Here is a 20,579-nt window from a genome sequence, read left to right as displayed (position 1 = left end):
AAGCAATTAACCTTTGTTTATTAAGCGAATTGTGAAATATGTTTCGAAAAGTAAAAATAAAAAATAAGGGATAAAAAATGTACTAATGTCAACAATCGGATTTTTAACATGTGCTTTTATCAAAGGAATTAAAAAAACGATAGCAGCCATCATTCTAATAAAGCTTGCGCCAAGAAAAGCAAATCCTGTATAATTTGCAAAATTCTTATGTACAAAAATCAAAAAGAGATATACCAAAAATGTTGCTACAATATTAAATAAATAAATACTCCATGCTGAGTACAAGAAGACAAATTTATCTGATAGGAATTGCATGGCAAAATATTGCGCAACAAATAATACAATAGAGAAAGGAAGGAAATACTTTAGAAAATCGGTAGTTTTGTTCATTATTTATTCAAATTTTTTACTTGTCTTAAAACATTATAAAGTGCTAAAAAAACCGAAAATAAAGAAAAAATAATTGTCCACAAAGAACCACCATTCGAATACTTCTGATCTAGCTTAACTCCCAGATAGGAAAATATAAAAATAATGACTCCCATTTGAATGGGAATATTAACAAATACTAGCCATTTATTGTTTGAGTTTTTCTTCGGCTCCTTTTCCATCTTTTAATGTAACTTCTTTAGTGGTAGGTGTTATCATCGCACAGGTTGCTGTAAACTCTGCTCCTGGTTCGATAGATAATTTTCCAACTGCAACTTCTCCATGAATACGAGCTGTTGCTTTTATATTAAGAACTTCCAGTACTTTTATTTTTCCTTGAAATTCTCCTTCAATATCAGCATTATTACAAACGATTTCTCCTTTTATAATTCCTAATGCTCCAATAACCAATTTTCCTTGCGAAGTAAAATTTCCAATCAATTCTCCGTCTAATCTAAAATCTGCTTTTGAAACGATATCACCAACAATTGAGGTTCCTTCTACTATTCTATTTGTTTTTCCTAAGAGTTCTGTTCCGTTTTTTTTGACTTTATCAAACATTATTATGGGGTTTTGGGGGCTAAATAAGTTTCGAGATTTTTTTTAATTTGAATCACTTTATAATTATCACTCGATATGATAATTGCAGGTTGTGTGATTTTATACTTTTTATCATCTCTAAAAAGTTCTGAAATATCTTTGGCATAAGCCTCAGACTTTAAACCATGAATAACTACAAAACTTTGCGTTCTATTGTATTTATCAAAAGAAGTTGTTAATCTCTCATAATTTTCAACTAACAAAAATACTTTAATCGCCTCTTCAATTTTTTTAAGTGCTTTCGTATCTTCCTTTGCAATCACATATATAATTTTCCAATTTTTATTGTCAACGGTAGTAAAATCAAGTTTTTCTAAACTTGGAATTTGTTTCTCCAGAATCTCTCGGGCATTTTTACCTTCTTCACTATTTGGATAATTATCAGCAACTGCTTCCAGTCCTTTTTTATAAGCAGCTAAACCATTTACTTTTCCTAAAGTATTTGCTTTTAATAATTCATATTTAGAAACAATTTCGTCACCAGAATATTGATTAATCAAATTATCAATATTGTCCAGAACGGTATCAAACTGTTCTTCCTCAAACAACTTATACCATTTTTGGTATTCTTTATCAGGTGAAGCTAAATCATCTGGATTGGTATTGTTTAAAATCTGCGCGTATCTCGAATTTGGATAATTCGAAGTAATATCAGATTTTACTTTTTCGGCTTTCGCTGGATTTGTAATCTGATATATTTTATACAAATTATACATTGATGGCAAAATCAATTTTTCCTCCGGATTATTTTTTAATAATTGTTCGAGTTTGTCGCTAGCCAAATTGTATTCTTTGAACTTTTCTTTATAAATAAGTCCTAATTGATAGTATGAAAAATTACGTTCCTTGTTAATGCTATCCATTGCAATTTGCGTTGTTGGAAGCTGTTTTTCATAGAAATCGGTTGTATATTTTTCAACAACAATAGTATCTTTCAATACATTTGCAGCATTTTGACTGTTATTTATCGTGTCATTCATTGCTGCATTATTAACAGATCTTAATCCGGCTAATCTCCAATTTCCTCCTAAAGTTCTGTTTCCCCACATTTTCTTAAACTGTAGTTTTCCGTAAGCAACTGTTGTAGGATTGTAAAAATAGAATGTACTTACAGTCTCGTTTCCGCCAGGAAGCATTGGTGTTCCCGGATCTGTAGGCATTCCTGTAGAATTTGGATTAACAGCCACCGGTGAATTACTAGCATTTGTATTTCGATCTATGTTGGCTAATTTTTCTTTCTCTTTTGCTTCTAAAATACGTTTTGCTTCATCTTTCTTTTTAAGTTCTGCAATATAACCTTCGAAGTAAATTTTTCTGTCTGGATCTGACAAACCTTTAACTTTAATAATACTATCATCGCGTTTTGCAATTCCTTCGTATTTAATTACGTTATCAAGATTTTTTCGGTTTTTCTCAATAAAAGCGTATTCTCTGGTTTTCTTATCTAATTTTGTTAATGTGCTGTCATAATATTTAGCAGCCATTGTATAATCAGTATTTTTAAAATACATGTTTCCTATATTTCTATAGGCAGATGCTACTAAATAAGGATCTTTAGATTTTCTGGCTAATGATTTATTATAAAATATTAGAGCGCTGTCCTGTACTTTATATTTATCATAAAAAATACCCATTTCATAAAAAAGAATATCATAATAAGGACGGTTTTCGCGATCCTCCACTAATTTATTGTAGAATTCGATAAATAATTTCCTGTCACCATTTTCATAATCAAACATTTCAGCTTTTTTAGCATAAGCGTGCATCATGTATTTTCGATCAGCCTTTCGATTCATATCGATTACGCCATCATAAAAATAATTTGCACTATCTTTTTTTCCAGCCTCCTGATACATCTGACCTAAAATAAAACGGTATCGTGCTCTGTCTTCATTTACCTTGGTAAATTTTTCAGCAATTTCAAGTTTCGTTACTGCACTATCTTTTTCTTCTAAGTTTAAAAATGCTTCTGCCAGTAAAGCATTCGCATCAGAAAAAGTTTGTTTGTCTAAATCTGTATTCTTTAATAATAGTTTAATATTTTTTAAAACAATAGCATCATTTCCTAAACGCATATTGGTCTTTTCGCGCCAGATTTTTGCTGTATAAATATTACTGCTATTTGGGTATTTGTATAAAATATAATTGAATGCCTCAAGTGCCGGAATAAAACGCTGATCGTAATATCTGGCTTTACCAAGCATCAAATAAGCTTCATCGATTTGCGAATTTTTTTCTCTTCCTCCAATATTCATTGAATGCTTCTGAATAGCTTTTGTCGCTTTTGTTTCTGCCTTTTCAAAATCGGCATTTTTAGCTTTTTCGGCTTCCGAAAAATTCTCATCAATTTGCATTTTTTCAATAGGCAAAATCTCCCAGAAATTATCCTGATTATTACCTTGAATAGATTTTAAACCTTTATCAAGACCAATTCCTCCATTGTACAAAATATTATATTTTGTACTTAGAGCATGTGAGTTTCGAGATAAGAAAGAATTCTTTTTGGTAGAGCAAGCTATCAAAAAGAGTAAAATCACGAGAACAAAACTATATTTTAGAGTATTCTTTTTCAATAGAAAAGAGTTTATCAAGTTAACTTCTAAAAAAGATATTTAGTATATTAACTTGTAAAAATACACTTCTTTTTTCAAACTTTAGAAACTTATACTGCAAAAAACAACTCTAATTCTTGTAAGGTTTCTCTTGAAGTTTGAATATCTTTTACGATTTCCCCCTTATTAAGAGCAACAATTCGATCGCAAACGTCTACTGTATGCTGTAAATCATGGCTAGAAACCAAAACAGTAACATTTGGATCGTCTGCTAATTCTTTAATAATTTTTTTTAATCGGCTAACTGTTGTTGGGTCTAAATTTGCAAAAGGTTCATCTAAAATAACAACCTCGGGATTACCAATAAGTGTGGCAATTATCCCCACCTTCTTCTGATTTCCCTTAGATAAATCTCTCAGGTATTTTTTGTTATTCAAAATTTCTCCATTAAAAAACTCATCGTATTTCATCAATAAAGCATCAATATCTGCTTTGTTTTGATGGCGCAAATCTCCAATAAAATAAAAATATTCCTCTGGAGTTAAGTAACCTATCAGGAAACTTTCATCTAAGAAAGATCCTGTAAAAGATTTCCAATATTCACTTGTATTTACCTGAATATCATTGTTTTTAATAAATCCTGTCGAAGGCTGAATCAAATCTAATAACAAACTGAAGAAGGTAGTTTTTCCTGCTCCGTTATTACCAACCAATCCAAAACTCTGCCCTTTTGGAATTTCAAGATTACTAATGTTTAAAACTGTTGTACCGTTATATTGTTTTGAAAGTTGATTTACTTGTATCATTTTTAACTGTTTAATTGTTGATTTGGTTAATCGTTAATTTGATGTTTTTTTAATTTTTTTTTATTTAGTCAATTGAAGCTAATTATCTAATTGACATATTTTCAAATTGGCTAATTAATTCTTTTGTTTATAAGCACTTATAGTACTGTATTTTTCGATTTTATATCTCTTTTCGATCAAAGAAAAAACCTTGTCTTTAAATATAAAACCTAAAACTCCGGCTCCGGCAACTAATGCCAATCCTACTGTTTTATCAGCAAAATGAAGTCCGATCCAATACAACACTAATGGCAAAAATATCTTTGGTAACGAAAGCAGCATCGAATTAACATTAAATGCTTTTTTGTCTCCAAAAGCGCCGCCGGCATTACTTAAATCAATTGGTGTTTTTGTAAATGCACCACCCAAAAGCACCAAATGAGAATTTACTCCGATGTTATAAATTGCGCCAACAACTATGATTAAATAAGTTTGCCATCCGTAAAAAAGATAAAAAGAAGCCAGAATTGTCGAAACAAAAGTGGCAATAACAATCAGCCACCATTTTGAAGTAATGTAACCGCGATACGGAATATTCTGTGTCATCATTAATTGGTAATACGAACTATCCCAACTTGGTACAAACTGTCCGAAGACAAATAAAAATCCGCCCGAAACAAATATTCCGGCAAAAATTTGCATCACTTCAGGCTGATGAGAATTTCCGAAAAAGATAAGTCCATAAAACAAAAAGACTACACTCATTACTATAGTCGTTTTAGACCTTTTGTTTCTCTTAATCAATTTAATATCGTTTTTAAGAAAAGTTCCTAAAGTTCCAAATTGATTCAGCCACGAAAGATTTTCGGTTGTAGCAATATCCTCTTTTTTAGAAAGTCCTGCATCCAAAAATAAATTATTCTTAAAATACTTAAAGGTAAGCTGATACAATCCGACTAAGAGTAAAACAGGAATCAAAAACAATCCCTTTTGCGAATAAAAGCCCTGAAAAACTGGTGTTGTGAAAGTCGTTATATCAAACAACTTATAATATTGTGCTCCGGCTAAAGAGACAATTACAACAAGAAAAGCAACAAACAATTTATCAATATTACTTAAAATAATATTTAAAAAATTGTTGATATAAATTAAAGCGATAATCGCCAAATTCCAGAAAATAACTCCTGTAAAACTGTAACCTTCTATAACTAGCACAATCGAAAACGGAACGAAGAAAAGAGCATGAAGCCAATTGAAAAAAGATAAAGCTGTTTTTCCTAAAGAAAAATGAACAATTGTTGGCTTTTTAAACGGCAAAACCAATAAAGGCTTAATATTAAGAACCGGAATCGCCTGCAATAACAATCGAATAATTAAATCAAATAAGAAATAGTAAATCAAGAATCTATTAATAGTTTCAAAAGGTTCCAGATTCATTTCTTTAAGCACATAAAATGCTCCAATTCCTCCTCCAATAAAAAGCAGTGAAAAATAAATCATCATGAAACCGATTACTATTTTCATTGCGACACTTTTGCCAAACGATGCCGATCTGGTAAAGGCTTTCCATTCGAGGTAAATAAACTTTTTAATCATGGTTAATTGGTTTTGGTTTTGTAGTAAGAGACCAAATGTAAGAAAACATTACAAAAAAAGTTAAAAAAAATAATTTCGTACCTGTCATTTAATAGTGGTTTGCTACTTTTGCATAAAATATACAATCATGCCTTCATTTTTAAAACTCATAATTAAAGAGGTAAAACGCGAAACAACCGACGCCGTTTCTGTACTTTTTAATGTTCCGGAAGAACTAAAACCAGACTATAAATTTATAGCCGGACAATACATAAATCTTAAATTAACACTTGATAATCAAGAAATTCGTCGTGCTTACTCTATTTGTTCTGCACCAGAAAGCGGCGAATTAAGAATTGCTGTAAAAGCAGTTAAAAATGGTTTGTTTTCACAATTTGCAAATACCAGATTAAAAGCGGGAGATGTTCTTGAAGTTGGTCATCCGGAAGGAAAATTTACTTTTGAACCTGATGCTGAAAGACAAAAAAACTACGCAGCTTTTGTTGCTGGAAGCGGAATTACTCCTGTTCTTTCTATTATAAAATCGGTTTTAAAAAGTGAGCCAAAAAGTTCATTTGTATTAGTTTACGGAAATAAAACTCCTGAAGGAACTATTTTTCATCAGGAATTACATGATTTACAATTGCAATATGTAGGTCGTTTTTTCGTGCATTATGTTTTTAGTCAGGCTAAAGCCGAAAATGCATTGTTTGGACGAATCGAGAAATCGGCAGTAAATTTTGTGCTAAACAACAAACATAAAGAACTTCAGTTTGATAAATTTTTCTTGTGCGGTCCTGAAGAAATGATCAATACGGTTTCTGATATTTTGAAAGAGAAAAATGTAAAAGAATCAGCTATTAAATTTGAGCTTTTTACGTCTTCTACTCAGGAACATAAAATCAATACTTCATTAGAAGGTCATACAAAAATTACTGTTTTAGTCGATGATGACGAAGTTTCATTTGAAATGTCTCAAAAGCAAACCATCTTAGATGCTGCTCTAAAACAAGGAATTGACGCTCCATATTCTTGCCAGGGCGGAATTTGCAGCAGCTGTTTAGCTCGTGTAACTTCTGGAACTGCAGAAATGACTAAAAACTCAATTTTGACAGATAAAGAAATCGCTTCTGGTTTAATTTTAACCTGTCAGGCACATCCAACATCAGAGTCTATTTATATAGATTATGATGATGTTTAGAGGTTAAAATTCTAAAATATTTAAAATCCAAATTCCAACTTTACAATTGGAATTTGGATTTTTTTGTGAACTATTTTTTGTCAGAATTTTACAATATTGTCTCTTCTGTTTTGAAAGTATAGTATTCGATTTGAAAATGTTTCTAGATAATAAACAAAAAAGCATGTGACATTTTAAATATTTTTTAAAAAACATGCTAAAAATTTATTATATTAGTATTGTAATTTTCTGATTGTCAACTTTTAAAACATTAAATACTATGGCAATGCATCACTACCTTCGTTTATCTTTTATATTACTTTTTGTAGTAACATCTTTTTTTTGCATCTATTTTATAATTATAAAAAGACGAAACAGAAAAGGCCCTAAACTAATTTCGAAAGAAAAATATAACTCATCAATGATTCATGGAATGAGAGAAATATCAGTCACTAATGATAGTTTTTTTAATATTTGGCCCTATGTAAATGAATTAAAAGCAGCCAAAATTTTATCAAAAAAAATTAAAGAATCTGAACTAGTACATAAAGTTTATAGAAGTTCAACAGAAGATTTTGAACATATTTTACTAGCTACTGAAAAAGAAAATCATTTTGTTAAAGTTGTAGTCGATAGAAACAAAAAGAAAGCAATGGGATATCTTCTTTTTGATTTATAATAGTCTGAAAAATTCCAATAAAAAAAATCCAAATTCCAATTGTCAAGTTGGAATTTGGATTTTTTTTATTGGAGCTTATTATTGAATTTTCTACTATAACTGCGACTGAATACTGTGAACTATTTTCTCCGGAGAGATAGATCTCATTGCATCTTCATAACCTTCAACAATTTTGTTTCCATAAACTGATGTTGGCAATTTTGGATATTTATTTCTATCTGAAGTTAAAGCGTTTTCAAGACTTTGATTAAATGGCAAAAATCCTGCATAAGGATGTGTTGCGCCCCAAAGTGTTACTACTTTTACACCTAACATTGCTGCAATATGTGCATTTCCGGAATCCATAGAAAGCATTACATCAAGATTACTTATCAATTGTAACTCCTGCTGAAATTTTATTTTTCCAGCCATATTTATTACATTTTCGAATGGTTTCGAAAGTGAATCCAAAATCTCTATTTCTTTCTTTCCCCCTCCAAAAAGTAAAACTTTATATCCCTTATTTTCAGCCAGTTTTTCAATAACTTCCTGCATTAAATCCTGTGGATAAACTTTAGAATTATATTGTGCAAAAGGTGCAATTCCGATTAGTTTTTGGTTTTGATCTCCAATAATTTCCAGAATATCTGCGCTTAAATTTGCTTTTTCAGGGAAAGTTGGATTTGATAAATCCAGAGGAAAACCAAGTTCTTCAAACACTTTTGCATGTCTTTTGAACATCGTTGGCAATTGCTTGAATATTTTATTTTCGGCACGTGTTAATTCCTTTTTTCCTTCTCTTCCTTTATCAACCGTGGCTCTTTTTTTTCCGCTTAAAGCGAAAAGTAAACTCACAATTTTAGATCTTAAAACATTATGAAGGTCTCCAAAAGCATCAATTTTCAGTTTTTTTACATCACTAAATAATTTCAAAAGTCCCGCAAAACCTTTATGACGCTCTTTTTCATCAAAAGCAAAAAATTCCAAATTCGGAATTCCTTCAAAAAAAGGTTTAAAAAATGGGCGTGAAATTACGGTGATTTTTACCCTTGGATACTGTTTTACAAAAGCACGTAAAACAGGAACCGTCATGGCGACATCTCCCATTGCGGATAGTCTCATGACGGCTATATGCTTAATTTTATTGGACAATTCTGCCAATTATTTTTTATTTTGGTATAAAACAGGATTCAATTCATCGTCGTTGTACATTTTCATTTGTTTGTACACTTTCATGAATTTATCTCCATTTTCAATATCTGTCAACAAATCATCAATTGCTGTAGACAAATCACTTCTTTGCTCTAAAAGCACGTTTAATTTTTCCTGACATTTATCTCTATGTTCTTGTGAAGCCTCAGCACGTGTAGCTTCTTCATGCATATGATAAATTTTTAGAGCCAAAATAGACAATCTGTCAAATGCCCAAGCTGGACTTTCAGAGTTGATTTTTGCTCCATCTTTTACTTTTACATCACTGTATTTTTGTAAAAAATAACTATCGATATATTCCACCATATCAGTACGTTCCTGATTTGATGCATCGATTCTTCTTTTTAATGTCAAAGCTGCTACAGGATCAATTTGCGGATCACGAATAATATCTTCAAAATGCCATTGAACAGTATCAATCCAGTTTTTTAAATATAATAGATGCTCAAATTTATCTTTAGGGAAAGGATTGTTTATTGGCTGATCAACATTATCAAATTGATGATAGTCTTTGATGCTTTGTTCGAAAACAGAATATGCTAATTTTGAAAACATGTCTTTATTTTTTAGAGACACAAAGATACTTTTTATACTTTTATAGTGCGAATAAAACCTTTAATTTTTCGTTTACATCGCATAAACAATTGATAATATTAAAAATCATTATGAAAATTCATTATATATCTGAGAATAATAGCGTATTAAACCATTTTTTAGGACAAATAAGAAATGTAAATGTTCAGAACGACAGCATGCGTTTTAGAAGAAACATAGAGCGGATTGGCGAAATTATGGCGTATGAACTGAGCAAAGATTTGTCGTATAAAAATGTCGAAATTCAGACTCCACTTGGTATTAAAAAAACGACCGAAATCGAAAGTGATTTGGTTTTATGTTCTATTCTAAGAGCTGGTTTGCCCTTGCATAATGGCTTTCTAAACTACTTTGATCATGCCGAAAATAGCTTTGTTTCCGCTTGCAGACATCATCCAAACAATGATGATTATTTTGAAATTTTAGTTGAATATCAAGCACTTTCAAACATCAATAATAAAACGGTTTTACTTCTTGATCCAATGTTGGCAACAGGGCAATCGATAGTTGCGGTTCATGAAAAATTAGTCCAAAATGCAACTCCAAAAGAAATTCATATTGTAGTTGTTATTGCCGCGCCGGAAGGAATTGCTTTTCTGGAAAAAAGTCTTCCAGAAAACTGCCATTTATGGGTTGCATCATTAGACGAGAAACTAAACGAGAAAAACTACATTGTTCCAGGGCTTGGTGACGCCGGCGATCTTGCTTATGGAAGTAAATTATAACTGAGAAAAAAAAGTAAATAAACTGCAGCAAATCAAGATATAAAAGACAATTTCGTTATTGAGTTTTTGCTGCATATATTCTACATGACTTGCCGCCATAATAGTTAATGGCGCAATACTAAACAACAATAAATCATTACTTTTATTAGGCGAAATGATATAAACAGCGACCGCAATAAAAAAACAGGCAACCACTTTTTTATAAGAAGTGTGAACAATTTGTGGTCGATTTGATAATGTCATTAACATTGAAACTAAAAAAAACAATGTTACTGCCGCATAGATTGAGAGTGCTCCGTTTTCATAATTGTTTTTGAAATAATCAATATTAAAATCAATCAAAGCTCTTTTCCCGAAAAATTCAGCTATATCGATATGAAAGATTAATGAAACCATTAAAAAAACGATCGAAACGGCTAAAAGTGCTACAAAAGGTAAAACCCAGTTTCTATAATCTCTTGAAACATGAAAAACAATTGATATAAATACCAAAATAATAAAAAGAACACACCAAAATTGAAATAAAGAAGCTACAAAAACCCAAAAAGAAGCATCAAATATTTTTTCTTTGGAGGCTTTTAAGGATTGTAACGAAATCAATCGTCGTAGCGCCAATAAAAGAAAAAAGTTGGCATATATTACATTTGGATTATTAAATATTGTGGGGAAAAACAATATAAACAATAAGTAGAAAAGTATTGCGTATCCGTTGTCTTTACTGAGCCCATTCTTTTTTACAATGAAATTAATCATGAAAAAAGAAGCCAATATAAAGCACAATAAACTCACTTTTTGAAATCCCAAAAAGTAAGAATTAATCCAGGAAGGTTCCTGGAATTGAAACAGAAAAAAGAAAACCAGTATTAAAATTACGGCCAATGAATAATTTAATGGCGTAGATTTTTTAAAAACACTTGTTATCATAAGGATATTTTATACTTTTGTGATTGTAAATATAATACTTGTTTAAAAGGAAAAACCAACAAGTTGAAAAAAGATTCTATTACCTGAATTTTAACTTCAATGCGTTACAAAACAATAAATAACATATAATTTTATAAATTATGACAGCTTTTTTTGAAGGAATACAATACTTATTCGTTAACATTTTATTTGCTCCGCTTGACTTTTTACGTCATTTAGAACCAATTACTTGGTTTGGTGCAAACACAATTAACTGGATTTTTATGACCATCTGCGCATGCGCAATCGTTTATTGGATTAAACAATTACGCATATTTGATGATGCTGGAACAGAAAACCAAGATACTACAGCTCACTCTTTCTTAAAGTAAGTCGAAGCCGATATCTTTTCTAAAATACATCTTATCAAAATTTAGTTTATCTATATTTTGGTAAGATTTTTTTATGGCCTGTTGGAAATCGTCTCCATAAGATGTTACAGTCAATACACGTCCTCCATTACTAACGACATTTTCGCCATCTAATTTTGTTCCGGCGTGAAAAACAATAGAATCTGTTATATTTTCTAATCCGGTAATTACTTTTCCTTTTTCAAAATCTTCAGGATATCCACCAGAAACTACCATAATTGTAGTTGCACTTCTTGAATCAACTTCTAATGTAAATTCATCCAGTTTTTGATTTGCAACAGACAAGAACAATTCTACTAAATCAGATTTTAATCTTGGTACCACAACTTCAGTTTCCGGATCACCCATTCTCACGTTGTACTCAATAACAATTGGTTCATTTTTTACATTAATCAAACCAATAAATACAAAACCTTTATATTCGATTCCATCTTTCTGGAAACCTTCGATTGTTGGTTTTACGATACGAGTTTCAATTTTTTCCATCAAAACAGCATCAACGTAAGGAACTGGGGAAACCGCTCCCATTCCGCCTGTATTTAATCCTGTGTCGCCTTCACCAATTCTTTTGTAATCTTTTGCTGTTGGAAGAATTTTATAGCTTTTTCCATCTGTTAAAACAAAACAGCTTAATTCGATTCCGTCCAAAAATTCTTCGATAACTACTTTAGAACTTGCAGCACCAAATTTTTCATGAACCAACATGTTTCTCAACTCTGTTTTAGCTTCTTCAAGATCCTGAATAATCAAAACACCTTTTCCAGCCGCTAAACCATCTGCTTTTAAAACGTATGGAGGCTGTAAAGTTTCTAAGAAAGCACATCCGTTTTCAACAGTTTCAGCAGTAAAACTATCATAAGCTGCTGTTGGAATGTTGTGTTTCATCAAGAATTCTTTTGCAAACTCTTTACTTCCTTCTAATTGAGCACCTAATTTAGATGGTCCAATAACCGGAATATGCTGTAAACTTTCGTCGTTTTTAAAATAATCGTAAATTCCTTTTACCAAAGGATCTTCTGGTCCTACAACAACCATTTTTACGTTTTCCTGCAGTACAAATGTTTTAATAGCATCAAAATCGGTTGGAGACATTGCAACGTTTGTAGCAATTGCAGCCGTTCCCGCATTTCCTGGTGCAACAAAAAGTTTTTCGCAAAGCGGACTCTGAATCATTTTCCACGCAAAAGCATGCTCTCTTCCGCCTGATCCCAATAGTAAAATTGTCATGTTATAGTTGTATTTAGTTGTGGTGCAAAAATAATTGCTTTTGTACGTAAAAAATAATTAAATCTTAAAAAGTTCGTGATTCTTCTCTGTTAGTACTTGGATAATATTATTTTTGGTGAAAATTTAGTCTCCAGATGATCTCACTTTTTGACATTTCGCTTCAATTAAATGGTTTTCCGATAAAGAAAGCTAAAGCCGAATTGAATCAAATTGTCAATTTATCCGAAGAAGATTATGCTATTTTTCTTCAGCATAAAAAGAAAGAAATTGTCGATTTTCATTTAAAAAATAATTTTTTTTATCCGGAATTAGTTGGTAATACAACGGATTGGAAATGGGAAGATTTACCGATTCTGAACAAACAAAATTTACAAAAACCACTTAACGAAAGACTTTCAAAAGGTTATACATTAAAAAACGTTTACCTCAACAAAACCTCAGGGTCCAGCGGAACTCCGTTTGTTTTTGCCAAAGACAAATATTCTCATGCCTTAACCTGGGCATCCAATATTATGCGTTTTGGCTGGTTTGATATTGATTTTAATCATTCGTATCAGGCCCGTTTTTACGGTATTCCAATGGATTTTATTGGATATCATAAAGAGCGTTTTAAAGATTTTTTGAGTCGCCGTTTTCGATTCCCGGTTTTCGATTTATCTGATGAAGTTTTGGAAAAATTTCTACGAAAATTCAAAACGAAAAAATTCGATTATCTCAATGGTTACACGAGTTCGATTGTTTTATTTGCTAAGTATTTAGAAAAAAGAAATATCGTATTAAAAGAAATCTGCCCAACTTTAAAAGCTTGTTTTGTTACTTCGGAAATGCTTTTTGAATCGGATAAAAAACTCTTGGAAAACCAATTCGGAATTCCAATAATCAATGAATATGGAGCTTCAGAACTTGATTTAATCGCTTTTGAAAACACCAAAGGCGAATGGCAAGTGAATGCAGAAACTCTTTTTGTCGAAATTTTGGATGAAAATAATAATATTCTGCCTTACGGGGAAGAGGGCAAGATTGTGATTACTTCTCTTTTTAATAAAGCAAATCCGTTTATAAGATATGATATTGGCGACATTGGGATTTTAGATGAAAAAAGTACTCCTCAAAAACCGATTCTAAAAAAACTAATTGGAAGAACGAATGATGTTGCGATTTTACCAAGCGGGAAAAAATCACCTGGATTAACGTTTTACTATGTAACCAAAAGCATTATTGAAGATGATGGAAATGTCAAAGAATTTATCATCAAACAGACAAAATTAGATTCTTTTGAAATTGAATATGTTTCTGAAAATGAATTAAATTCAAATCAAATTCAGAAAATAAAAGAAGCTATTGCATTGTATCTCGAACCCCATTTAAACTTTACTTTTGTCCGAAAAAATGTTCTGGAAAGAACCAATCGAGGAAAATTAAAGCAATTTAAATCTTTCTTATAATATAAATAAAATCTTACATTTGTTTTTACTGATTAAAAACTCATGGACGATCAATCTTTACTCTCAGAAGAAACAATTTCAAACAAAATATACTTTATCCGTAATCAAAAAGTAATGCTTGATAGCGATTTAGCTTCACTTTATGAAGTTGAAACTAAAAGATTAAATGAGCAGGTAAAAAGAAATTTATCTAGATTTCCCGAAGATTTTATGTTTCAACTTACTGAAAATGAATATAATTCTTCAAGGTCGCAAATTGCGACCTTGAAGAATTGAAGAGGATCAAACTTAAAATATCTACCATTTGCATTTACTGAACATGGCATTCTAATGCTTTCAAGTGTATTAAAAAGTGACAAAGCAATTCAAACTAATATTCAAATTATACGCATTTTTACAAAAGTGAGACAAATGCTTCTGGATACAACAGAAATTAAAGTTGATATTCTTCAAATTCAAAAGAAATTGGAGAATCATGATAAAAATATTGAATTGGTTTTTTCTTATTTAGATGAACTAACCGAGAAAAAAGAAAACGAAAGCGAAAGAGTAAAAATTGGGTATAAAAAATAAGAAATTCTTTAAGGTCACAATTTGTGACCTTAAAGATAAATTACAAACTTGAAGTCACAAATTGTGACCTCAAGTTTGTAGAAGGTTTCATTTTTAAACTTAAACATCAGATTTTGAAGATTGGAGGTCGCAATTTGCGACCTCCAATTCTGACGAGGATTTTTTAAGATCACAATTTGTGACCTTAGAGAATTAAAATTCTAAACTTGAAGTCGCAAATTGCGACATCAAGTTTTCAGGAAGATATTTCGTTTGAACTGAATAAATCATAATTTGAAAATTGGAGGTCACAAATTGTGACCTCCAATCTTGAACGAGATTCTTCAAGGTCGCATTTTACGACCTTGAAGAATGCTAAATCTTCTTAATATATCGAGGTTTTATAATCAATTGTGTGAATAAAAATCGGATCATCAATAAAACAGAAAACACAAAATTAAATCCGTGAAAATTTCTATAGACTCCAAAGTTGTGTTTTATCAATTTGAATTTAGAAGATGAAATAGAATCTTTTCTTATTCTATAAAATGCCAAAGGCTCTGGAACTGGTTTGGTAAATTGAATTTGTTTTAAAATAGTAAGCCACAATCGCCAATCTTGTCTTTTTTGAGTGGCTTCAATTACAATTTTTCCAAAATAATCAGCATCGTAAATCGCGGTTAAATTGCCAACGTAATTGCAAAAAAACAATTGATCATAAGTTAATTCTAATGGTGCCTCAACTCTCCTATTTAAATTGTTTCCTTCTTCATCTATACAATCATAAAAACTAAACGTAAAAGGTAAATTGTTTGCTTTTAAAAACTGAATCTGTTTTTCTAATTTCGACGGAAACCATAAATCATCGGCATCTAAATAAGCTATATATTTTCCGGTTGCTTTTTCTAAAGCTACATTTCGGGCGACTCCGTTTCCGGAATTTTTGGCTAATTGAAAGAGTTTTATCCGATAGTCTTTTCCAGCAAAACTGTTTATGATTTCTACAGTTTTATCCGTAGATGCATCATCAACCAAAATTATTTCCCAATTTTTATAACTTTGATTTTGAACTGATTGTAAAGTCAACCCAATGAACTTTTCAGTATTATATGTTGGGATTATAATAGATACTAATTCGCTCATTAGATGGTTATGTCTTCAGGATTTAAACTTTATTACTTTATGTAACTTGAAAAATCTTTGTGTTCTTCTTTTAAAAGTTCTTCTTTAGAAAGTGATTTAAAATAATCGTAGGTAATTTTCATTCCCTCGGCACGATTTACTTTTGCTTCCCAACCTAATAGTTCTTTTGCTTTTGTAGTGTCCGGCTGACGCTGTAAAGGATCGTTTATTGGCAACGGATGGTAAACTACTTTCTGATTCGTTCCTGTTAGTTTGATAATTTCTTCAGCAAAATCTTTAATCGTGATTTCGTCCGGATTTCCAATATTTACCGGATACACATAATCTGAATGTAATAATCTGAAAATACCTTCGACCTGATCGTCTACATAACAGAAAGAACGAGTTTGCATTCCATCTCCAAAAATCGTTAAATCTTCTCCACGTAAAGCCTGACCTATAAAAGCCGGAATCACGCGACCATCGTTTAAGCGCATTCTTGGGCCGTAAGTATTAAAAATACGAACGATTCTCGTTTCTACGCCATGAAATGTATGATACGCCATTGTAATTGATTCCTGAAAACGTTTCGCTTCGTCATAAACACCACGAGGTCCAATTGTATTTACGTTTCCGTAGTATTCTTCCGTTTGAGGATGAACTAATGGATCTCCGTAAACTTCAGAAGTTGAAGCAATCAAAATTCTGGCTTTTTTAACTCTCGCCAATCCTAACAAATTATGCGTTCCTAACGAACCAACTTTTAGTGTTTGTATCGGAATTTTTAAATAATCTATAGGGCTTGCAGGCGAAGCAAAATGTAAAATATAATCTAATTCACCAGGAACATGAACAAACTTTGTAATGTCATGATGGTAGAATTCGAAATTTTCTAATTTGAATAAATGCTCAATATTTCTAAGATCTCCGGTAATCAGATTATCCATTCCAATCACAAAATAGCCTTCTTTAATGAATCTGTCACACAAATGTGATCCTAAAAATCCTGCTGCACCGGTAATAAGTATTCTTTTCATAATTGGTTTTATTGAACATTTTTGGGTTTTGTTTTCAATTAAAAACCCCACAAACAGCTACAAATGTAATAAAATATCTGGCCTTTTAAATTACACCTGAACTCATATATTGAAAGAAGTTTTCGGTTTTCAGATTATAATTAACCTTATTTATCTATTTTTACTTCCAATTAAATCCCCTGTTTTGAAAGTTGTACACATCATTGAAGCTCTTGGTGGCGGAGTTTATACCTATTTTAGAGATTTATCAACTTTCTTTGGAGATGATGAAATAAATAAAAACACTGAGACAACTATTCTATACAGTGGCAATAGAAAAGAAATTGATCCTCAAAAAATAAAATCTGAGTTTTCAAATGGAGTCAACCTGGTCCAAGTTAATATGGTTCGGGAATTTTCTCCAATTCAGGATTTGAAATCGATTTATGAATTAACCAAAGAACTTAAAAGAATAAACCCGGATGTTATTCATCTTCATTCTTCAAAAGCTGGGGTTTTAGGTCGAATTGCTTATTTTTTATTATTCAAAAAAAAGAAACTCTTCTATACTCCGCACGGCTATTCTTTTCTAAGAACAGATATTTCAAAATCAGCGAGAAAGCTCTACTGGAGTATTGAAAAAAAAAGCCAACACTTTTTTGGTGGAACAATTGTCGCTTGCGGTGATACCGAATATGAAATTTCGAAAAAAATCGGAACTTCAAAATTAGTCCGAAACGGTATTGATTTAACTGCTATACAGAAACAATTTGCTCCATACAAAAACAAGAAATTAACGATTGGTGTAATGGGAAGAATTACATTTCAAAAGAATCCACAATTTCTGAATCAAATTGCTCTAAATTTTCCCGATTTTAATTTTGTCTGGATTGGCGATGGCGAATTAAAGTCATTAATTACAGCACCAAATATAAGAATTACGGGTTGGATTCTAGATCGGAAAACGGTACTCAAAGAGTTGAATAACATTGATATTTATATGCAAATATCGCTTTGGGAAGGTTTGCCAATTGCTGTTTTAGAAGCAATGGCATTACAAAAACCTGTAATTGCAACCAACATTATTGGTAACAAAGATGCTGTTTTGCATAATAAAACCGGTTTTTTATTTAATGAAATCAGTGAATTGGATCACTATTTTGAGATTCTAAAGGATCCGGTTACAAGGGCTCTTTTTGGAGAAAATGCTTTTGTGAGATGTAATGATTTATTTGACAAAGACAAAAACTTCAAAGAATTATTGGCGATTTACAATCAATAATTTTTGTTGTAACCAATAACTTCCGAAAACGGAAAACCAAAATCCACTAAAAGCAATTCCATCAAAACGGAGTAAAAAATCATCGATTAAATTTGAAGTGAAAAAGATTATAAAAAACGAAAGTATAATGGCGTTTTTTAAATCGTATCCCAAATATCCAATCGTAAAAATATAAAGTATCACCACTAATGGTCCTAAAATTCCAAACTTTAATAAAAAATCCAGAAACTGATTGTGCGTTGGAAATTCATATTTAGCCAAAAAATGCTGATTAGTTGCTTTATAATATTTATTCAATTCTGGCTTTCCATCTGAAGCTCCAACTCCAAAAGGAAGATTTTTTACAGACAATTCCCATGCCGATTTCCAGATCGAAACTCGTGTTACCAACGAATTGAAAACCTTGACTTCAGGATGATCAATCTCGTCTAATTTTCCTATTTTATCCATATAGGCAAAACTTACCGTTGAATATTTTTCTTTCATGTAAGGATCTTTTTGAACAAAGAAAAACAGAATTCCACCTAATAAAACAACGATTGTAAGAGCTGCTAAAACAATCTTTTTTAGATTGAATTTTGATTTGATTTCAAAAAAGAAAACCAAGAAAAATCCAATCAACGCATTAATCAGCGCCATTCTGGTGTTTACAAAAAGGACAAAGAAAAACGAAAGTAAAAAAATGATAAAACGAAAGATTTTGAATTTTACATTTTCATGATTCTTAAAGCTTTCAAAAACAAAATACAATGCACAAACGGAAACAAAAGCCAAATGCATATTCAAAGCCGGTGCATGAATCCCTAGGCTATTTGCAAATTGATAGCCCATTTCCCATAAATGAATTCCATTTAGATATTTATGCATCAACTCAGGATAAACAACATTAAATCTTATGAAGAAAAACAACAAGATTAAAGTAGTTAGAACCACATAAGTCTGAATTAATTTCAGAAAATTAACCCGTTGATAATTACCTATAATAAACAATGGAAAAATTACTAAAGAAGTACTTTTTTCGATCGCTTTCAAACCTTTTACAAAAGAATCATTGTTCCAGAAAAGCAATAACTCTAACAAAACCGGTGAAGCAATACATGCCATTAACAACAATGATGTTTTGGTGTATTTTAATTTTTTAAAGAAAATCAAATTAAAAACCGCAAACACAATGATTAGTAATGAACATGGTTTCCTGAAAATCATGGCCGTTGCAATCAAACATAAAAAAACATGAAAGATTTTATTGAAGTTCTTTTCGGAAATGTTCATAGTATAATGCAAAATAGATTAAAGGAAAAATGCCTATTTTATGTCGAATTGAAGAGCCTAAATCGGGTTCAAAAACGCCTTGAAGAATAAAAAAGGAAAACAAAATGAACATGATTAAAAGTTCATAACTATATTTTTTTCTTTCTTTTAAACATTTTGAAAAACGAACTAACAATATATAAAACAACAAAAGCTGCCAAATTACAAAAACTATAATTTGAGGCGAAAGTATATGTTTTAAACCATTTAACGGAATATTGACTGTAAAAAACCCATAAAAAATACCGATGATCTCTCCGTACCAGGTATCTGTTTTTACAGGTGATGTAATCATTGAGTTGGCATCTGTTGAAACTAATCGGGTACTGTTTACAGCTTCCCTGCTTATTTCAGAAAAATACTTTCCTTTTAAAATGCCGTAACTTAAGGACAAAAAAACAACAACAAGCAAACCATAGAAAATAGTTGTTATTGTTTTATTTTTAAAATTAATAAAACTCACCAGATACATACCGCCGCCAACAACAGGTATCAGTGCAAAATAAGGACGATATAAGACGCCAAAAACAATTAAAAGAATAGTAATTACCATAATCGTTTTTTGAAGCGATAATCGCTTATTTATGCAAACAAAAACAATTAATGCGATAAATAAATAAGTAATAAATTCTTTTGATGGCATCGATATGAAAATCGCAATCATAAAAATACCCAAATACACTAAAAGATTTTTAATATTTACTTTTTCGAAATTATTCGGAATTCCAATTTTATACAAAATATACATTAAAACCGGAAACTGTATAAGCGCTATTATTGGAAAAGGAAGATACCGAAAACCTATAATTTTATAAAACAAAATAGTTAGCGGATAACTTCCAAAATAGCCAATTTCATTATACTTGTCATAGATAATTATAGCCGTATCATAGAAAAATTTTGGAGGCAAAACAAAAAAAGCAAAAAATGCCACAACTAAATTAGCTGAGGCAATAAGTAAAAATGCCATGGTACTTTTT

22 protein-coding genes are annotated in these 20,579 nt (G+C 31.0%); 8 read left to right on the top strand and 14 right to left on the bottom strand.

The features are described 5' to 3' along the window. Positions 1–6 precede the first annotated feature (6 nt). From LPB88_RS06815 to LPB88_RS06790, 6 genes are all read right to left on the bottom strand, one after another. Positions 7–390, bottom strand: coding sequence for a hypothetical protein (locus tag LPB88_RS06815; RefSeq protein ID WP_230713893.1), 384 nt, complete (start codon positions 388–390; stop codon positions 7–9). Next, on the bottom strand, positions 390–611 hold the full coding sequence (locus tag LPB88_RS06810; RefSeq protein WP_255673685.1) for an AtpZ/AtpI family protein: 222 nt from the start codon (positions 609–611) through the stop codon (positions 390–392). Before LPB88_RS06810 ends, LPB88_RS06815 begins: the two co-directional genes overlap by 1 nt. Beyond that, positions 577–990 (bottom strand): polymer-forming cytoskeletal protein, encoded by a 414-nt coding sequence (locus LPB88_RS06805; RefSeq protein ID WP_230713888.1) that lies wholly within the window; start codon positions 988–990, stop codon positions 577–579. Before LPB88_RS06805 ends, LPB88_RS06810 begins: the two co-directional genes overlap by 35 nt. A 2-nt stretch (positions 991–992) precedes the next feature. Then, positions 993–3,602: a tetratricopeptide repeat protein gene (locus LPB88_RS06800; RefSeq protein WP_230713886.1), complete on the bottom strand. Its 2,610-nt coding sequence runs from the start codon at positions 3,600–3,602 to the stop codon at positions 993–995. 89 nt (positions 3,603–3,691) lie between these two features. Then, positions 3,692–4,387: an ABC transporter ATP-binding protein gene (locus LPB88_RS06795; protein WP_230713884.1), complete on the bottom strand. Its 696-nt coding sequence runs from the start codon at positions 4,385–4,387 to the stop codon at positions 3,692–3,694. Positions 4,388–4,501: 114 nt separating this feature from the next. Then, a complete protein-coding gene (locus LPB88_RS06790; RefSeq protein WP_230713882.1) occupies positions 4,502–5,962 on the bottom strand; it encodes a DUF5687 family protein in 1,461 nt (486 codons plus the stop codon). 127 nt (positions 5,963–6,089) lie between these two features. On the opposite strand from LPB88_RS06790, the gene LPB88_RS23795 reads away from it, so the two are divergent. Next, positions 6,090–7,142, top strand: coding sequence for a ferredoxin--NADP reductase (locus tag LPB88_RS23795; protein WP_255673684.1), 1,053 nt, complete (start codon positions 6,090–6,092; stop codon positions 7,140–7,142). A gap of 259 nt (positions 7,143–7,401) precedes the next feature. Beyond that, positions 7,402–7,800, top strand: a complete 399-nt coding sequence (locus LPB88_RS06775) for a hypothetical protein (RefSeq protein ID WP_230713881.1) — start codon at positions 7,402–7,404, stop codon at positions 7,798–7,800. A 93-nt stretch (positions 7,801–7,893) separates the two neighbouring features. Here the strand turns inward: LPB88_RS06775 and LPB88_RS06770 are convergent, their stop codons facing one another. Beyond that, positions 7,894–8,901 (bottom strand): glycosyltransferase family 9 protein, encoded by a 1,008-nt coding sequence (locus LPB88_RS06770; protein WP_230713879.1) that lies wholly within the window; start codon positions 8,899–8,901, stop codon positions 7,894–7,896. A 39-nt stretch (positions 8,902–8,940) separates the two neighbouring features. Continuing rightward, on the bottom strand, positions 8,941–9,546 hold the full coding sequence (locus tag LPB88_RS06765; RefSeq protein WP_089354134.1) for a DUF4254 domain-containing protein: 606 nt from the start codon (positions 9,544–9,546) through the stop codon (positions 8,941–8,943). A gap of 110 nt (positions 9,547–9,656) precedes the next feature. Between LPB88_RS06765 and upp the strand changes: the two genes are divergently transcribed. Further along, a complete protein-coding gene (gene upp, locus LPB88_RS06760; RefSeq protein ID WP_230713877.1) occupies positions 9,657–10,310 on the top strand; it encodes a uracil phosphoribosyltransferase in 654 nt (217 codons plus the stop codon). On the opposite strand, the gene LPB88_RS06755 is transcribed toward upp, so the two are convergent. Continuing rightward, complete coding sequence (locus LPB88_RS06755) at positions 10,305–11,234, bottom strand: DUF6427 family protein (RefSeq protein ID WP_230713875.1); 930 nt, start codon at positions 11,232–11,234, stop codon at positions 10,305–10,307. The genes upp and LPB88_RS06755 overlap by 6 nt on opposite strands. A gap of 140 nt (positions 11,235–11,374) precedes the next feature. Between LPB88_RS06755 and LPB88_RS06750 the strand changes: the two genes are divergently transcribed. Then, on the top strand, positions 11,375–11,605 hold the full coding sequence (locus LPB88_RS06750) for a uracil phosphoribosyltransferase (RefSeq protein ID WP_230713873.1): 231 nt from the start codon (positions 11,375–11,377) through the stop codon (positions 11,603–11,605). Here the strand turns inward: LPB88_RS06750 and purD are convergent. Further along, the gene (gene purD, locus LPB88_RS06745) at positions 11,597–12,871 is read right to left on the bottom strand and encodes a phosphoribosylamine--glycine ligase (RefSeq protein ID WP_230713871.1); all 1,275 of its coding nucleotides are present in this window, start codon (positions 12,869–12,871) and stop codon (positions 11,597–11,599) included. The two genes, LPB88_RS06750 and purD, sit on opposite strands and share 9 nt — an antisense overlap. A gap of 134 nt (positions 12,872–13,005) precedes the next feature. On the opposite strand from purD, the gene LPB88_RS06740 reads away from it, so the two are divergent. From LPB88_RS06740 to LPB88_RS23785, 3 genes are read left to right on the top strand one after another with little or no spacing between them, the layout of a single operon-like run. Beyond that, positions 13,006–14,316: a phenylacetate--CoA ligase family protein gene (locus tag LPB88_RS06740; RefSeq protein ID WP_230713869.1), complete on the top strand. Its 1,311-nt coding sequence runs from the start codon at positions 13,006–13,008 to the stop codon at positions 14,314–14,316. Positions 14,317–14,358: 42 nt separating this feature from the next. Then, positions 14,359–14,592 carry an ORF6N domain-containing protein gene (locus tag LPB88_RS23790; protein WP_255673683.1) on the top strand — a complete coding sequence of 78 codons (234 nt, stop codon included), beginning with the start codon at positions 14,359–14,361 and terminating at the stop codon, positions 14,590–14,592. Between the two features lie 54 nt (positions 14,593–14,646). Then, the gene (locus tag LPB88_RS23785; RefSeq protein ID WP_255673682.1) at positions 14,647–14,889 is read left to right on the top strand and encodes a hypothetical protein; all 243 of its coding nucleotides are present in this window, start codon (positions 14,647–14,649) and stop codon (positions 14,887–14,889) included. Between the two features lie 354 nt (positions 14,890–15,243). On the opposite strand, the gene LPB88_RS06730 is transcribed toward LPB88_RS23785, so the two are convergent. Beyond that, entirely contained in the window at positions 15,244–16,011 is a 768-nt protein-coding gene (locus tag LPB88_RS06730) for a glycosyltransferase family 2 protein (RefSeq protein ID WP_230713867.1), read from the bottom strand. Positions 16,012–16,043: 32 nt separating this feature from the next. Then, entirely contained in the window at positions 16,044–17,027 is a 984-nt protein-coding gene (locus LPB88_RS06725) for a UDP-glucuronic acid decarboxylase family protein (protein WP_230713865.1), read from the bottom strand. A gap of 184 nt (positions 17,028–17,211) precedes the next feature. Here LPB88_RS06725 and LPB88_RS06720 point away from each other — a divergent pair, with 184 nt between their 5' ends. Beyond that, a complete protein-coding gene (locus LPB88_RS06720; RefSeq protein ID WP_230713864.1) occupies positions 17,212–18,288 on the top strand; it encodes a glycosyltransferase in 1,077 nt (358 codons plus the stop codon). Here LPB88_RS06720 and LPB88_RS06715 read toward each other — a convergent pair. Together LPB88_RS06715 and LPB88_RS06710 are read right to left on the bottom strand one after the other, a co-directional pair. Next, on the bottom strand, positions 18,265–19,560 hold the full coding sequence (locus tag LPB88_RS06715; protein ID WP_230713862.1) for an O-antigen ligase: 1,296 nt from the start codon (positions 19,558–19,560) through the stop codon (positions 18,265–18,267). The two genes, LPB88_RS06720 and LPB88_RS06715, sit on opposite strands and share 24 nt — an antisense overlap. After that, positions 19,532–20,569: a hypothetical protein gene (locus tag LPB88_RS06710; protein WP_230713859.1), complete on the bottom strand. Its 1,038-nt coding sequence runs from the start codon at positions 20,567–20,569 to the stop codon at positions 19,532–19,534. Before LPB88_RS06710 ends, LPB88_RS06715 begins: the two co-directional genes overlap by 29 nt. Between the last annotated feature and the right edge of the window lie 10 nt (positions 20,570–20,579).

It is taken from the genome of Flavobacterium sp. JAS (genome assembly GCF_020991455.1).
Taxonomy (GTDB): Bacteria; Bacteroidota; Bacteroidia; order Flavobacteriales; family Flavobacteriaceae; genus Flavobacterium.
Note: the sequence above shows the minus strand (reverse complement) of the source record. Positions and strands in the feature narration are given on the sequence as shown.

What these genes read in the sequence shown, in the direction of transcription:
- LPB88_RS06710 (WP_230713859.1), bottom strand. Translation starts at nt 20,569, where the DNA reads ATGGCATTTTTACTTATTGCCTCAGCTAATTTAGTTGTGGCATTTTTT.
- upp (WP_230713877.1), top strand. Translation starts at nt 9,657, where the DNA reads ATGAAAATTCATTATATATCTGAGAATAATAGCGTATTAAACCATTTT.
- LPB88_RS06770 (WP_230713879.1), bottom strand. Translation starts at nt 8,901, where the DNA reads ATGAGACTATCCGCAATGGGAGATGTCGCCATGACGGTTCCTGTTTTA.
- LPB88_RS06775 (WP_230713881.1), top strand. Translation starts at nt 7,402, where the DNA reads ATGGCAATGCATCACTACCTTCGTTTATCTTTTATATTACTTTTTGTA.
- LPB88_RS06765 (WP_089354134.1), bottom strand. Translation starts at nt 9,546, where the DNA reads ATGTTTTCAAAATTAGCATATTCTGTTTTCGAACAAAGCATCAAAGAC.
- LPB88_RS23795 (WP_255673684.1), top strand. Translation starts at nt 6,090, where the DNA reads ATGCCTTCATTTTTAAAACTCATAATTAAAGAGGTAAAACGCGAAACA.
- LPB88_RS06790 (WP_230713882.1), bottom strand. Translation starts at nt 5,962, where the DNA reads ATGATTAAAAAGTTTATTTACCTCGAATGGAAAGCCTTTACCAGATCG.
- LPB88_RS06755 (WP_230713875.1), bottom strand. Translation starts at nt 11,234, where the DNA reads ATGATAACAAGTGTTTTTAAAAAATCTACGCCATTAAATTATTCATTG.
- LPB88_RS06740 (WP_230713869.1), top strand. Translation starts at nt 13,006, where the DNA reads ATGATCTCACTTTTTGACATTTCGCTTCAATTAAATGGTTTTCCGATA.
- LPB88_RS06725 (WP_230713865.1), bottom strand. Translation starts at nt 17,027, where the DNA reads ATGAAAAGAATACTTATTACCGGTGCAGCAGGATTTTTAGGATCACAT.
- LPB88_RS06805 (WP_230713888.1), bottom strand. Translation starts at nt 990, where the DNA reads ATGTTTGATAAAGTCAAAAAAAACGGAACAGAACTCTTAGGAAAAACA.
- LPB88_RS06810 (WP_255673685.1), bottom strand. Translation starts at nt 611, where the DNA reads ATGGAAAAGGAGCCGAAGAAAAACTCAAACAATAAATGGCTAGTATTT.
- purD (WP_230713871.1), bottom strand. Translation starts at nt 12,871, where the DNA reads ATGACAATTTTACTATTGGGATCAGGCGGAAGAGAGCATGCTTTTGCG.
- LPB88_RS06815 (WP_230713893.1), bottom strand. Translation starts at nt 390, where the DNA reads ATGAACAAAACTACCGATTTTCTAAAGTATTTCCTTCCTTTCTCTATT.
- LPB88_RS23790 (WP_255673683.1), top strand. Translation starts at nt 14,359, where the DNA reads ATGGACGATCAATCTTTACTCTCAGAAGAAACAATTTCAAACAAAATA.
- LPB88_RS06730 (WP_230713867.1), bottom strand. Translation starts at nt 16,011, where the DNA reads ATGAGCGAATTAGTATCTATTATAATCCCAACATATAATACTGAAAAG.
- LPB88_RS23785 (WP_255673682.1), top strand. Translation starts at nt 14,647, where the DNA reads ATGCTTTCAAGTGTATTAAAAAGTGACAAAGCAATTCAAACTAATATT.
- LPB88_RS06795 (WP_230713884.1), bottom strand. Translation starts at nt 4,387, where the DNA reads ATGATACAAGTAAATCAACTTTCAAAACAATATAACGGTACAACAGTT.
- LPB88_RS06715 (WP_230713862.1), bottom strand. Translation starts at nt 19,560, where the DNA reads ATGAACATTTCCGAAAAGAACTTCAATAAAATCTTTCATGTTTTTTTA.
- LPB88_RS06750 (WP_230713873.1), top strand. Translation starts at nt 11,375, where the DNA reads ATGACAGCTTTTTTTGAAGGAATACAATACTTATTCGTTAACATTTTA.